Consider the following 15,163-nt stretch of genomic DNA (forward strand, 5'->3'; position numbering starts at 1 on the left):
TCACGCTCTCCAAATTTCATCGCGGTATCCAGCGATAGTCATATCACTTGAGAAGCGACCACTGGCCGCGGTATTTCTAATACTCATTTGTGTCCAACTCAATTGATCTTTATAGCTATTAGCCGCCTCGACTTGCGCTAGACGGTAAGATTCAAAATCAGCCGCAGTCATCCAGGGATCATCAGGGTTTTTAATACTATTGATAATAGAGGCAAAAATGTCGGGTTCTTGCAGGTTAAAGTGACCACTTTCTAATAACTCCATCACCCCTGATAAGGCGCTAGAAGCGGTGATAAACGACTGTGGTTGATATTGATCGTCCTGTCGCAATTGCGTGACTTCACTGGCATCAAGCCCAAATAGGAAAAAGTTGTCATGGCCCACCTCCTCCAACATCTCAACGTTGGCGCCATCTAGGGTGCCGATGGTCAGCGCACCGTTCATCATAAATTTCATATTGCCAGTACCTGAAGCTTCCTTACCTGCGGTTGAGATCTGTTCAGACAGATCCGTTGCCGGACAAATTTTTTCCATTGCACTGACGTTATAATTAGGCAAAAAGGCAAATCGCAGATATGGGCTAACAACCGCATCAGAATTAACCATGTGTGCAACGTTGTTGGCCAATTTAATCAGCAGTTTAGCCATCGCATAACCTGGCGCGGCTTTGCCCCCAATAAGCACACAACGCGGCACTAAGTTGTCAGTATTACCCAGCCTAATCTGTTGATAGAGATGGATAACGTGCAAGATATTAAGCAGTTGGCGTTTATATTCATGAATACGCTTAACCTGTACGTCGAACATCATCTCCGGATCAAATTCAACATTGCACTCGGTGCGGATCAACTGTTGCAACACCACTTTATTGGCTTGCTTAACATCCGCCCACTCTTTGATAAACGCCACATCATCGGTAAAGGCGTTAAGCGCATTTAGGTGACTTAAATCAGTCACCCATTCATCCCCTAAGCGCTTACAGATCAATGCACTTAACTTAGGATTACACTGTGCAAGCCAGCGCCTTGGGGTCACACCATTGGTTCGATTGTTGAACTTTTCAGGCCAAAGCTGATAAAAATTGCTGAACAAACCAGAGGTCAGCAGCTGAGTATGTAAACCGGCAACACCGTTGATAGAGAAGCTGGCCACAATGGCTAAATACGCCATGCGTACATGCGGCTCATCGCCCTCTTCAATAATTGACATATCAGCCAGCTTTACCGGTTCGCCTGGCCACTGATGAGCGACAACCTCTAAGTAGCGCGCGTTTATCTCAAAAATGATCTCCATGATCCGCGGTAACATATGCTGCATCATTTTTACCGGCCAGCGCTCCAGCGCCTCAGGTAACAATGTATGGTTGGTATAGGCCATGGTCTGCGTTGTAACCTGCCATGCGTCATCCCATTCAAGGAAGTACTCATCAACCAGTAAACGCATCAACTCAGGTATGGCGATAGCAGGATGCGTATCATTAAGTTGCATCACATTGAACGTGGCAAAATCACTAAAGTCATTGCCATGCAGACTAACCCAAGTGTTAAGAATGTCTTGTAAGCTGGCAGACGACAGGAAATATTGCTGCCGTAGCCTTAACTCCTTGCCGTTTTCACTGGCATCATTTGGATAGAGCACCATGGTGATCTGCTCAGCCATGTTTTTGCGTGCCACAGCTTCACTGTAATCCCCTTGGTTAAACTCAGTGAGGTCGAAATCATCGGTCGCTTCCGCTTTCCACAATCTTAAGGTATTAACACGACCATTTTGATAACCCGGCACTGGCATATCGAAAGCCACAGCAAGCACATCTTGCCTATCAACCCAAGTGACATTACAGCGTCCATTAGGGTCGATATAACTGCTGGTTCGGCCAAAAAAAGGCACTTTAACATTATGTTGTGCGGCTCTGACTTCCCAAGGATTCCCCTCTCTAAGCCAGCGATCCGGACGCTCTACTTGAAAACCGTCCACCAGCTTTTGGGCAAACATGCCATATTCATAACGAATGCCATAGCCTGTCACCGCCAAGTTCATACTGGCGCAGCTATCCAAAAAGCAGGCCGCTAAGCGCCCTAAACCACCATTACCTAGCCCAGCGTCATGCTCTTGTTGCTCAACCTCTTCAAGCGTTACTGCGTAATCCTTTAATGCATCACGAGTGGTTTGCTCAATATCGAGATTAAGCAACGCATTGCCCAGCGCGCGCCCCATCAAAAACTCCAGTGACAAATAAGCCACCTGCTTACGTTGTTGCGCAACATCATCAATTCGAGTTTGTCGCCAAGGGGCTAACATCTGCTCTTTTACCGTGGTCGCCAGCGCTTGAAACAAGTCCTGTTTTTCATACTCATCACGCGTTAAACCATTATTAATATGCCGCGCCATCACCAGATGAAATGCATCGCAAGGCTCACATGGGCTATTTTCAGTCGGCTTATCATTCACCAAAGTGACCTTCGTCTTGTTGGCTTTTGTGAGTTTTGCTGTTGATTTGGCTTTAGTGGTAGTCGTCTTTACAGGTGCAGTCATGCGGTTGCTCCTTTAAGTTGGGCATAGAACAACATCACACTTCGCTCTTTGAGCTGATAGCTCTGAGTGAAAGCTGAAGGTGAAGTGTCTCTTTTTGATTCAGTGTTGGTTAAGCCCAGCTCTGGCTGAGAAAAGACCTGGTGCACAAAGGGAGCAGTCCCCTCCATGGCGACGGTACTCGACGTTATGTCATCATCGGTTTGGGTGTGTAATAAGCAGTGCCACTCGCTGTAACCTTCAATACTCGGGGCATTAAATACCAAGCTTTGATCATCAGCATTAAGCATTAACAGTAACGCCTGCTGCTCTGGCGCTATTGAATGTTCAGCGGCAACCTCACCGCAAAGTACCAAGCTTAAGCTGCGCGTGTGAGCATCGCCCCACTGCAGCTTATTCATCGGTTCGCCTTGCCGACAGAACCAACCTAGCCCACCGCCGTCTGTCGATACGTTTTGGTGAATAAAATGCTGAGGGTATAAACCACAGAAACGCTTTCTAATCGCAATCAGACGTTTTACAAAATGCAGTAAACTGCGCTGCTCGGCAGTATTTGACCAGTCACGCCAATTGGTCGAGTTATCTTGGCAATAAGCATTGTTGTTACCGTTTAAACTGTGGCCTATTTCATCTCCCGCTAGCAGCATCGGCACGCCCTGCGACAAGACTAATGTGGTGAGCATGTTTCTCACCTGGCGCTGGCGCAGTGCGTTAACAGCAGCGCTGTTACTTTCTCCCTCTTCACCATAATTATGGCTGTGATTTTCTTGATGCCCGTCGCGGCTTTGTTCACCATTAGGATCATTATGCCTTTGGCAGTAACTCACCAGATCGTGCAGACTAAAACCGTCATGACTGGTAATAAAGTTGATACTCGAACTTGCCCCTCTATCAGCATGTTCAAACAAGTCGCTCGAACCATGTAGCCTGCGAGCCAATTCAGGTAGCATGCCAAAGTCACCGCGCCAAAAGCGGCGCACGGTATCGCGATAACGATCGTTCCATTCACTCCAGCCCTGCGGATACCCCCCTAACTGATAGCCTCCAGGCCCAATGTCCCAAGGCTCGGCGATCAGTTTGACTTTATTCAGTACAGGATCTTGCGCTATCGCATCGAAAAATCCGGCGCCTTTATCAAAACCATGGCTTTCTCGACCTAGGCAACTGGCTAAATCAAACCTAAAACCATCAACACCCATAATCTCGACCCAGTAACGCAGCGAGTCCATGACCAACTGCAAGACTTTGGGGTGACTAATGTTGAGCGTATTACCACAGCCGGTATCGTTGATATAAAACCGTTTATCACTCGGGAGGAGCCCGTAATAACTCAGATTATCGATACCTTTAAAACACAAGGTAGGTCCAAGACGGTTGCCCTCGGCGGTGTGGTTATAAACCACATCTAAAATCACTTCGATACCAGCGCCATGCAGTGCACTCACCATGTTTCTGAACTGTTCAATAGGTGTTGGGGCTGTGGGAGAGTCACTTTGATATTGATGCTGAGGCACAAAAAAACTTAAGCTGTTATAGCCCCAATAGTTAGTCAGTTGTTTATCTTGTAGAAATGCTTCACTTATAAAACTGTGTACCGGCAATAGCTCAACACAGGTAACCCCTAATTCCGTTAAGTAACGCAGCACATTAGGCTCCGCCAACCCCAAATATGAGCCTCGAATTGACTCCTCTATCTCACCGCAAAGCTGGGTAAAGCCCTTAACATGTAGCTCGTAAATAATGTGGCCGTTGAGATCATTAGTAATAGGCGTTGCTGACGCGCGTAAAGGAGAGATAGCAGATAGCAAGGAGGTATCAACCACTTTGCATTTAGGCATATAAGCCGCGTTATCACACTCGTCAAAAGAGAGATCTTCTAAGGCATGATCAGCGCAATAGCCATAGTGACTTTGATGTTCAATAAATTGACCCAGCCATTGTTTGGCGTATGGGTCGAGCAGTAATTTATTGGCATTAAAGCGGTGACCAGAATGGGGTTCGTAAGGACCATCGACTCGATAACCATAAACCAACGCCTTGTCCGAACATTCAATATGCAGGTGCCACACTTGCTGGCTTTTTTGCGTCAACGGATAACGTGCAAGTTCATTCTCGCCTGCACTATCAAACACACACAGGGTTACCGCTGTGGCGTGGGCTGAGAACAGGGCAAAGTTAACGCCATGCTCATCTACCGTGGCACCGAGTGGGTAAGGCCGCCCTACTGTGGTTTGCATCACTTACGCCTTCCCTATGACTAAGCACGACAGCGGCGGAACCGTCACCAGCGCGCTATAAGGCATCCCTTGGTAAGGGCTAGCTTCTGCGCTAATAACACCTTGATTACCAACGTCACTGCCACCATAAAATGCGCTATCACTGTTAAGCTTCTCAACAACATCGCTATTGTCAGCAAGCCCAATTCTAAATCCGTAATGCACCTCTGGCGTCATATTAACGATAAACACCAGCGGGCTATTATGACTCCCCTCACTTTGATCAGTGTCATCAGCCCCATAGCGGATAAAACTGAAAATACTCGACTCAGCATTATCACAATCTAACCAGCTAAAACCGCTGGGGTCGCAATCTTTTAACCACAGTGCAGAGGATGCTTTATAGAGCTGATTTAAATCTTTGACCCAAGATTGCATCCCCGAATGAGGCGCGTACTGCAGTAAGTGCCAATCCAAACTCACATCGTGGTTCCACTCATCTCGCTGAGCAAACTCATCCCCCATAAACAACAACTTCTTGCCCGGGTGACCCCACATAAAACCGTAATAAGCCCTTAACGTGGCAAATTTCTGCCAATCATCTCCCGGTATTTTATGCAGTAATGAGCCTTTACCATGGACGACTTCATCATGGCTTAACGCTAAGATAAACTGCTCGGTATATTGGTACACAAGGCTAAAGCTAAACTCGTGATGGTGGTGCTGTCGATGGATAGGGTCGCGTTGTAAATAACCCAAGCTGTCATTCATCCAGCCCATATTCCACTTAAAGCCAAAGCCCAAATTATGTTGCGTTTTGCTATCTATCGACGCCGACTCTGCTAACGGCTGGTCGATAATATGGCTTACCCCAGGCCAAGCTGTCGACTCCTCGGCTATCATGCAAACCCCTGGAAAGCAGCTATAAACGCGTTGATTCAAATTTTGTAGAAAGCTAATAGCGGCTAGATTTTCTCGCCCGCCATTAGCATTGGGTAACCACTGCCCCGCTTCTCGGCTGTAATCTAAATACAGCATTGAAGACACGGCATCGAGCCTTAGCCCATCAAAGTGAAACTCTTCCAGCCAGTAGCAAGCGTTACTCAACAGATAACTTTGTACCTCACCGCGTTCATAGTTGTAGATCAATGTATCCCAATCAGGATGTTCACCTTGGCGCGGGTCGGCATGCTCATACAAGCTCGTGCCATCAAACTGACATAATCCATGGGGATCTTTTGGAAAGTGCGCCGGAACCCAGTCAAGCAGCACCGCAATATCTGCTTGATGACAAGCATCAATAAAGCCTTTTAAGCCATTCATATCTCCGAAACGGTAAGTCGGCGCATACAGCCCCACGGGCTGATAGCCCCAAGAACCGTCGAACGGATACTCGCTGATTGGCATTAACTGCAGATGCGTAAAGCCCATCTCAAGTAGGTAGGGGATCAGCTGCAGCGTTAGTGCTGCATAATCAAGATACTTAGCACCATCATCACCTTGCCTGCGCCAAGAGGCTAAGTGCACTTCATAGATGGACATGGGCGCTTGATGCCACACCTTTTGGCTACGCTCAGCAAGCCATTGTTCATCTTGCCAAACATGAACCTTTGCACTGCTCACCACCGAGGCATTACCCGGGGCGGGTTGCATCGCTTTGGCATATGGGTCGGCTCTTTCGATGCAAGCGCCATTGGCATCGATGATCTCAAATTTGTAGTAAGCACCAGCCGCCACATTGGGCACAAAAATCTCCCAAACACCGTTAGCAAGATGCTGGCGCATCACATTAACAGCGCCGTCCCAATGGTTGAAATCACCGATTAAAGAAACCCGTTTAGCGTTAGGTGCCCAAACACAAAACAGCACACCAGCAACGCCTTGGCATTCACGCCAATTAGCCCCTATAAATCGATAAGCTTGTTGCTGAGCTCCTGCGCCAAAAAGATAGAGGTCATCAGCAGCGAGTAAACTGTCAAATTGATAAGGGTCGACAATATCGACCTCAGATAAAGGATATTGAACTCGCAATTTGTAGAGAAATGGCTTAACTCTGCGGCCCATTTTGCCGCTAAACAGGCCTTCATCATTCTCTTTAGTTAAACTGGCCACTTTGCGAGACGTTTTAATGCAAATCACCTCAACACTCACCGCGCCACGTAAAAAACAACGCACCGTAAGTGATTTACTGTTATCACTTGCATGCATCCCTAATAGCGAAAACACATCGACAAACTCACCGTTTAGCAAGGCGACAGCGGAACCATGTTGAAATTCGGGAGCGTTGTTAGTCATAGCGGTTTAATCCATTAGATTGTGGTGACAATGTTGTCGGGCAAGGTGGAGTTTGAGCATCGGTTACACTCGCGGATGCTCGCGCCAGCCTAAGGTGTTTAAACAGCGCCTTAACACTCGTCGCAGCGGCTAAGACTTCAAGCGTAACTGGCATACGTCGCTGCCAATTGGGGTATTCAAGCCAAGTACCAGGGATATTTACCGGTTGATTGTCTTGCACTAGATCGCTCAACTGCACACTAAACAATCCGGCAGTACCCGCAGCGCAAACGGAGATCCAAGCCGGCAATAATGTTGAATAGTCGGTGGTGTTGATATCGCTATGGCTCAATGCGCCTGCATTACACAGCAGCGTGAGTAATTGCTGCTTTTCATGCTGACGATGTGACAGCGCATGTTGAAGATGACTGTCTTTATCAGTGTCAGTGTCGATAAGGCCAATCTTGTGTCTAAGATGAAGATCATCGGCTTGCCACCAAGCCAATAACGGCGGCACATCGTGATTAGCCAGCATCATCAAGCTTTGCGGTTTATAGTTTTCGGGCAAGGTAAAAGCATCATCTTGCTTACTGAAATAGAACAGATCATTTGACAGCACACCCGCATCAAAGAGTTTGCTGACTATCTCAGGCGGAATAAGCCCTAAATCTTCACCAATGACGCGGCAGCGTGCTCGCTGACTTTCAATGCACAAAATGGCCAGTAACGCATCCAGTGGATAATAAACGTAGGCGCCATTACCCTGTGCCGCAGATGCGGGCCACCACCATAGGCGCAACAGCGACATCACATGATCGATCCGCAGCGCACCACAAGACTGCATATTGGCCCGCAACAGATAGATAAAATGTTGATAGCCACTGTGTTTAAGGGCAATAGGATCGAGCGGAGTCAGCCCCCAGTTTTGACCTTGGGGTGCAAATGGATCTGGCGGCGCGCCGATACTGGCTTGTTGGCAAAAGGGATTATTACCCGCTTGGACTTCAACACTGTTTGCCGCGGCGCCAACAGCGAGATCGCGTACTAAGCCAATCGACATTCCAAGCTGTTTAGCGTGTCCTTGGCATTGGGATAATTGCTGCTCAGCAACAAACTGTAGATAGGCAAAAAAGCGGTTATCTAGGCCTTCAAACTCGCTTAAACTTTGTGTGTCAGCCACCTGCTGATCACAGAACTGCATTAACGCCTCGCCTTTTTCGGCGATAAAAGCGTTAAAGCGTCGTGCCCGCGCACTCATAGGCTCAACATGACCTGATACAAACAACCGATATAACTGAGTAAAAATACGGTATTTGTGGCTACTGACCAAACGATAATCGAGCCAATCTGTCGCGTTAACCAGCGCCTTAGTTGCCAATAACTCGGATTCAAATTCAACATCACCCGAGTCAATTGTCCCTTTAGCCTTTTGTCGCAATAACAACTCAAATTCAGGCACCATCTCAATATTAATGTAGAGCGGGTTTAACCGGCGTCGATCAGATGGACTGTAGGGACTACAAGTTTGCGGGCTTGCAATATCAAGCGCATGCAAAGGGTTAAGTAGGATGAAACTCGCGCCCTCTTTGGCGACGACGGCAATGAGAGATAACAGATCAGCAAAATCACCAATACCCCACTGGGTATCACTGCGTAGGCTAAACAACTGAATGCTAAGGCCCCACAATCTATCGTTTAACGTTGTGCGACTAGGACTGCCTTGATAGGTCGTTGCGGGCGCAACTAACCAAGTACCAGAAACGGCCTCGCCTTTAATGGTGGAGTTTTCCAACTCAATACTTACTCGATGATAACCGAGTCCAATATAAGGAAGTTCAGCGCCGGACATTGGCTCAGTGCGCACAAGAGCAGACAGCAACAGCGCTTGAGTCATCGACAATTGGTAATGCAGGTATGCCACTGCACCCATTTGATAATTACCCACTACATTGACCAAACCGCCAATGTGACAGTGCAGCTTAGCGGCATAAAGGGAGAATTGATAAACGTCACCACTTTCAAGTTGTAGACGAATATTCAGCAAGTCATTGGTATTTTCTGGCAAATAAAGGCTGAGCAAAGGCGCATTGATACTGCAGTGCTGAAAACTCGGCAATGGTTGGGTCCATGGCAGTGCATCGAGCTCGAAGGTTTTGCTCGCAACCATATCATCGCTAAGGCGTTGTTGGTTGTCAGTAATACCAGCATCCAACATGCAGCGTAAAATCCCGATGCGATCTTGTTCTGGAGTATAGATATTCTCACCACTACAACTGACAAACTCGGCACCGACACCTTGCAAATACAGTAACTTCTCTAGCCCCATACTTGTCTTCCTTGAATTTAGTGACCCACTCTCTAGATGGAGCAGTAACCATGCCAACAACAAGTAACAGCTTAAAGACAGTTTTATTTCAATGAGGTGACAATTCTCTGCTAATGAAAATCAATAACTTAAACCAGCAATCGCTCGTTGCCTCCTCAGTTATAAAATGATAATTAGACATAGGGTGATTGGCTTTTTGCACAAAAAAAACGCAACAGTGCTTCAATAAAGAGCACTTGGGCCACATAAAGGGGGTTGAATGATGAAATTAGCAGCTGTCAACGTCATAAAATTACAGAATTAGCTACCTAGATCGAATTTTGGAGTCATTTCCACTAGTTTAAGGGCTAATTAAGAGCCAGATCACACCTTTATCGCATCAGTATTGGTACTTTAATTACCAGAAGATATAACAACTTTTAACATTAAGCGTATAGGTGAATTTTATGGCTGCTAAATTTTTTATCCCATCTGTCAATATCTTAGGCAAAGACGCGGTTACCGAAGCTATTGCAGATATCAAAGATCTTGGCTTTAAGAATGCTCTAATTGTGACAGACAAGCCTTTAGTTAATATCGGACTGGTTGCTCAAGTCACGGATAAGCTCGCAAGCAATGGTATTGCAGCGGTAGTATTCGATGGTGTACAACCAAACCCGACTATTGGTAACGTTGAAGCTGGCCTTGAGCTGCTCAAAGCAAATGATTGTGACTTTGTCATCTCTCTGGGTGGTGGTTCTCCTCATGATTGCGCTAAAGGCATCGCATTAGTGGCAACTAACGGTGGCAGCATTAAAGACTATGAAGGTCTGGATGTGTCTACTAAGCCACAACTACCACTTGTCGCGATTAACACTACAGCTGGCACAGCAAGTGAAATGACGCGTTTTTGTATCATCACTGATGAAAGTCGCCACATTAAAATGGCCATCGTCGACAAAAATACAACGCCACTTTTATCCGTTAATGATCCTGAATTGATGCTGCTCAAACCTGCTGGCTTAACAGCTGCAACAGGTATGGATGCACTCACTCACGCAATCGAAGCTTATGTTTCAATTGCTGCAAACCCAATCACGGATGCCTGTGCGATTAAAGCCATTGAGCTTATCCAAGGTAACCTTGTCGAAGCGGTTGAAAATGGTCAAAGCATTCAAGCACGTGAGCAAATGGCTTATGCACAGTTCTTAGCAGGCATGGCATTTAACAACGCGAGTTTAGGTTATGTGCATGCAATGGCGCACCAGTTAGGCGGATTCTATGACCTGCCACACGGCGTATGTAACGCATTGTTATTACCGCATGTACAAGCCTACAACGCACAAGTGGTACCTGAACGCTTAAAAGACGTTGCTAAAGCGATGGGTGTCGATGTCATTGCAATGAGCGATGAAGAGGGAGCTGCAGCTGCATTAGAAGCAATTAAAGCGCTATCTGTTGCTGTCAAAATCCCAGAAAACCTAACAAAGCTTGGTGTAAAAGCTGAAGATATTCCAACGCTAGCAGACAATGCATTGAAAGATGCCTGTGGATTCACCAACCCTAAACAAGCAACCCATGAAGAGATCTGTCAGATCTTTACTAACGCTTTATAGCGTTAGGCTTGAACTGAGTATTGGTTAAGTAAAAGGTGAAGCGGTAGCAAGCTTGTCAACACTCCCTTGGCAGAGCTTGTTATCTTTCATTGCCGTTTCAATCTACTGCTTAATTTAAAGCAGATTATAAAGCTTGAGTAAAAAATCTACTTAACTTAACGCCGAGTTCTTTATGAGATGTGCTTTGAGAAGATTTCCAGATATACAAATATCTCAAAATCAGTAAAAAAGCCTATAGATAGGCGATTTCAAGTGGTTTTCGATCGATTTTAATGATACAAATTGCTACAGTTACGATATAATTAAAGTGTTCGCTTTTTCCCTGCAAAAGTTAAAGCCAGCTTAAAAGCCCACTCCTCGGAGTGGGCTTTTTCCTTTCAGTCAATCCCTCCACTCTATGCTCCCCTTTACATTTACCAACAGCTCGTGCTATTCAATATTCCACCAAAAAATGTTAACTCATCTATGAACGCTTAAGCGAAACATCCATGCTGCGAGTCCGTTGTCGGCACTCAATAAAGTTTGATCATTTATCTATACGTTTTCAGATAAAGGAACTGAACTCATCTTAAGTTTTGATCGATGCGACAAAGACTGGCGCCTTAAAGAAATTGAGCCCGTGACCCTATAGCCTGCTCACTTTCAGCACGTTTATGGACAAAAATTAGTTAATGGTTAAGCTCTGAAATCTACGATTACCATTAGGGAAAGTGTGGCAATCGGATATGCGGTAACGCCCTCGTTAATAGACAAAATTTAGTTGGTTAAAATTGTTGAGCGAAGCGGGACGTAGCTAACTGTTTTTGTTACGTTTAAAGTGCTTGTTATGTGTTAGTTTGATTTAAACACATTTGAATTAATTGATGCTCACCAACTTTTTCAACTTGTTTAATGTAATGAAATCCAAACGTTTCGTAATATTCTTTTAGGTATTCATGGGCATGAATTTCAATGCTGTTGATGCCTAATTCCCTAGCCTTAGTTATTAATGAATCCACAAGTTTTGTTGAAATCCCCTTGCCTCTATAATTTTTTTTGATAGCGACTCTAGCCATAACTGCATTGTTATTTTCGACTAAAGCCAATCTTGCAACACCAATTGCTATACCATCAATATAAACTAACGAATGGTATGAATTAGCGTCCAACCCATCGAGATCTAAATGTAACGGTATTCCTTGCTCTTTAACAAATACTTCATTGCGGATTTCCTGTGATATTTTTATTGACTCTGCGTCATTACTTACAACAATTCTCACGTTTATCTCACTTCATATAGTAAATGATTAAGTACACATAACGCCCGCTTAAGCGTAAGGCTTATACCAGCCAGCCATTGTTAATCAATAACATAACTAGCTTTCAACCCAATATCAACGATTGACGTCTATCAAAGAAGTACTTGAACCATTTTCAACAGAGTGGCGCGAATAAATGCCGGAAAAGAAGTGAATTAACAGAGATTAGTGAGTTTTAAGGCGTGGATTGTTAACCCTGTGCATTAACAGAGAAGAGTGTTCTTGAAGTTACGGTCTTTAGGCTAGTTTACTTGCATATACTGACAACTATTTGAAAAGTGCCGTCGTCGCTTATCTAAGTGTTCACAGTAGCTACTTAGCTCTTGCAACGTCCCGACTGGGCCGTGAAACAGTTGCCCAAACTCGGTGGTGATTTTTACCCAATTTGCCGCTGGGATATTTAATCGACTCAGGATTTTTTCTGCATTCGAAGATATAGCCCCCCGTTTATCGTTACGGATAATCCTGCCTGTTTCGTCAACCAATACAAGGTAGTCTTTCAGCGAGAAAGCAATACCTTTTACCTGGTGCTCTCGCTCGTTGCCAATAAAGGCTAATAGCTTGCTCGGTTGTTGACCTTTAAGCGCTGCGGTGACTCTTAGTTTTAAACTGGTGAAGTCTGATTGCTCTGGCGTACAAGCCATCTTCGCACGGATTGGCCTATCTATTGGCAAAAAGTGCTCAACATAGGCCATACAGGCCAATACGGCTGCTTCATCTAACAAAGCTTGGGATTTGAATCGCCCTTCCCAAAAATGCCCAGTGCAATTATCTTCAAGATTGGCTTGTCTGGCTATTGGTTCATTCAAGCATCTCATGAACCATGAGATATCACTGAGTCTTGAGCGGTAAATCGCTATTTGATGCTTTAACTGAGCAACTAGGTGTTCATCAATCACTTCACCTTTAGCAAACTTTTGAGTCAATGTAGTACCGTTAAAAAGCTTATGCCATTGCTCAACAACCTCTCTATCTGACCAGTTATTCACGGTTTCTAGGTCAATATAAAGCACAACATGCAAATGATTACTCATCACGGCATAAGCCGCCACATCAATAGCAAACACCTCGGTAAGCTTCAATATTTGCGTTTCAACCCAGCCTCGACGGTGGTCATAGTTTTTACCCGTGTATTTATCATCACCACACAAAAAGGCACGCCGTACTACACGGCTACAGCAATGATAGTAAGGTGTGTCTTCGATACTAATTAGCGTTCGTCTTGGACGGGGCATACAACCTCCTTGTTAAATGCTCTTGCAAAGCTTAGTTGAAGGTCGTTCTTATTGCTATTAACTATGGGTGTCTATGTATTTTACTGTTTGTTACCCTTATTAATTAGCTTTTATGAAGCTTTAATAGCTAGACTATATGAATTCTATACTTATCGATAAACGCTTGCCTGTCTGAATCTGTTGGCTGGTTATCTTGGCTGAATGTTGAAATATCCCTAATAAAACCCTCAGAAGGTCCTGACGGTGCATTTATAACGAGTAAATGGCTATCTGTGATTGCCCTAAAACGCCTTTTTACATTAGGCCCTGCAATAACAAGATCACCTGCACTTGCAACAAACTCCTCATTTTCTACACCAAATTCAATTTCCCCTGAAATCAGATAAAATATCTCATCATCAATTTCATGGTAATGCCAAGGAGCTTCATTGCCTTTGGGAAGTTTGCTATCAAAGATAGAAACACGATCATCGGTGTCAGCACCAGAGGCAAGAATTGAAGTCATTTCACCTTGATCAAGATAGTATCTTTCAGCTTTGCCAGCTTTAACATGTTTGTATCTCATTTTGACCTCCACCTAATTTCGTCTTGTTCAGTGTAAAAATGTTAACTAGCCAGATATCGCTCAAGCTTAGGTTTAACGAGTGTTGTCATCATCAAAGAGATCAGTAGCCCTAATGGCAGAGCAATAATTAGCGCACTCCACCAAACATTCATGAGTTCTGATAACGTCGTAAATTCAATGTTATTTAGGGTAGTTACTAATGCCATAATACTTTCCATTACTAATGCCATAGCGACACCAATAATAACATTACGTTTCGATTCTGAAGCCCTGGGCAAAACAAGAACAACTATTTTACTGATAACAGCAACCATCATAAACCCTATTGGAGCCATCGTTATGGCTACTATTAATGTCGACGCTATCCATTGATAAAGGAACTGTTCGCCAAAGCCAATATTTTTATAAGTCATCACAAAGGTAAGACTGCCGATTAGCGTCAAAACTAAAGACACAGTCACTAGGATTTTTTTTGCCATATTCTTCATATTTATCGCTTCTCAATTATAGTTGACACTGTCAACCATGTACAAATTGAACTCTAACTGTTATAGTTGACACTGTCAACTTATTCTTAGAGGCCAATTTTGACTATTAAAATCCCAGATTCTTTTTTAGCGCTTACCTATACCTTCAAATCTTGTGTAAACAAGGAAATACGTGAAGTAGGCATTGATATTGCCCCGATGGAAATCCAGTCGCTTCATTGTATTAATCGTATTGATAGTTGTACCGCTGCATATATCTCAGAACAGCTAGATAGGGATAAAGGGCAAGTAGCTAGACTCGTTAGAGATATGTTAAAGAAGGATTTAATTTATAAAGTGTCTAATCCATCAGATAGCAGAAGCCAATTGATTGAATTGTCTGAATTTGGGCAAGAAGTTTTGAAGCAATTACTACATATTGAAAGTGGTATCATGAAAGTCATGCTGGATTCAATAACAGAGAACCAAGTTGATCAATTTAATGCCATAGCATTAGCGATGACTAAGAACCTGAAAAGATAACTATACAAGATACAAGGGCTTATACCAGCCAGTCATTGTTAACGCCTAATTAACAGGCAAAAAATAGTTGGTTAAAATAAGCGACGAAGGAGCAAAAATCAACTGTTTTTTGTCC

At 44.4% G+C, this 15,163-nt stretch carries 10 protein-coding genes; 2 read left to right on the forward strand and 8 right to left on the reverse strand.

The features are described 5' to 3' along the window. Genes CXF83_RS17245 through malQ form a run of 4 tightly spaced genes read right to left on the reverse strand, consistent with a single transcriptional unit; the run spans position 1 to position 9,345 of the window. Positions 1–2,532, reverse strand: a complete 2,532-nt coding sequence (locus CXF83_RS17245; protein ID WP_101090580.1) for a glycogen/starch/alpha-glucan phosphorylase — start codon at positions 2,530–2,532, stop codon at positions 1–3. Continuing rightward, on the reverse strand, positions 2,529–4,766 hold the full coding sequence (gene glgX / locus CXF83_RS17250) for a glycogen debranching protein GlgX (protein WP_101090579.1): 2,238 nt from the start codon (positions 4,764–4,766) through the stop codon (positions 2,529–2,531). The genes CXF83_RS17245 and glgX overlap by 4 nt, the downstream gene beginning before the upstream one ends. Before the next feature lie 3 nt (positions 4,767–4,769). After that, positions 4,770–7,040, reverse strand: coding sequence for a 1,4-alpha-glucan branching protein GlgB (gene glgB / locus CXF83_RS17255; protein WP_101090578.1), 2,271 nt, complete (start codon positions 7,038–7,040; stop codon positions 4,770–4,772). Next, positions 7,033–9,345 (reverse strand): 4-alpha-glucanotransferase, encoded by a 2,313-nt coding sequence (gene malQ, locus CXF83_RS17260; RefSeq protein ID WP_101090577.1) that lies wholly within the window; start codon positions 9,343–9,345, stop codon positions 7,033–7,035. The genes glgB and malQ overlap by 8 nt, the downstream gene beginning before the upstream one ends. A gap of 446 nt (positions 9,346–9,791) precedes the next feature. Between malQ and yiaY the strand changes: the two genes are divergently transcribed. Then, positions 9,792–10,940: an L-threonine dehydrogenase gene (gene yiaY, locus CXF83_RS17265; RefSeq protein WP_101090576.1), complete on the forward strand. Its 1,149-nt coding sequence runs from the start codon at positions 9,792–9,794 to the stop codon at positions 10,938–10,940. Positions 10,941–11,764: 824 nt separating this feature from the next. On the opposite strand, the gene CXF83_RS17270 is transcribed toward yiaY, so the two are convergent. The 4 genes from CXF83_RS17270 to CXF83_RS17285 form a co-directional block, all read right to left on the reverse strand. Next, positions 11,765–12,199: a GNAT family N-acetyltransferase gene (locus tag CXF83_RS17270; RefSeq protein ID WP_232775139.1), complete on the reverse strand. Its 435-nt coding sequence runs from the start codon at positions 12,197–12,199 to the stop codon at positions 11,765–11,767. 281 nt (positions 12,200–12,480) lie between these two features. Next, on the reverse strand, positions 12,481–13,473 hold the full coding sequence (locus tag CXF83_RS17275) for a transposase (RefSeq protein ID WP_101090574.1): 993 nt from the start codon (positions 13,471–13,473) through the stop codon (positions 12,481–12,483). Positions 13,474–13,600: 127 nt separating this feature from the next. Continuing rightward, a complete protein-coding gene (locus tag CXF83_RS17280; RefSeq protein ID WP_101090573.1) occupies positions 13,601–14,038 on the reverse strand; it encodes a cupin domain-containing protein in 438 nt (145 codons plus the stop codon). A gap of 41 nt (positions 14,039–14,079) precedes the next feature. Further along, complete coding sequence (locus CXF83_RS17285; RefSeq protein ID WP_101090572.1) at positions 14,080–14,526, reverse strand: DUF2798 domain-containing protein; 447 nt, start codon at positions 14,524–14,526, stop codon at positions 14,080–14,082. Positions 14,527–14,625: 99 nt separating this feature from the next. On the opposite strand from CXF83_RS17285, the gene CXF83_RS17290 reads away from it, so the two are divergent. Beyond that, positions 14,626–15,048 (forward strand): MarR family winged helix-turn-helix transcriptional regulator, encoded by a 423-nt coding sequence (locus CXF83_RS17290; protein WP_101090571.1) that lies wholly within the window; start codon positions 14,626–14,628, stop codon positions 15,046–15,048. Positions 15,049–15,163 lie beyond the last annotated feature (115 nt).

Source organism: Shewanella sp. Choline-02u-19, from assembly GCF_002836205.1.
Lineage (GTDB): Bacteria > Pseudomonadota > Gammaproteobacteria > Enterobacterales > Shewanellaceae > Shewanella.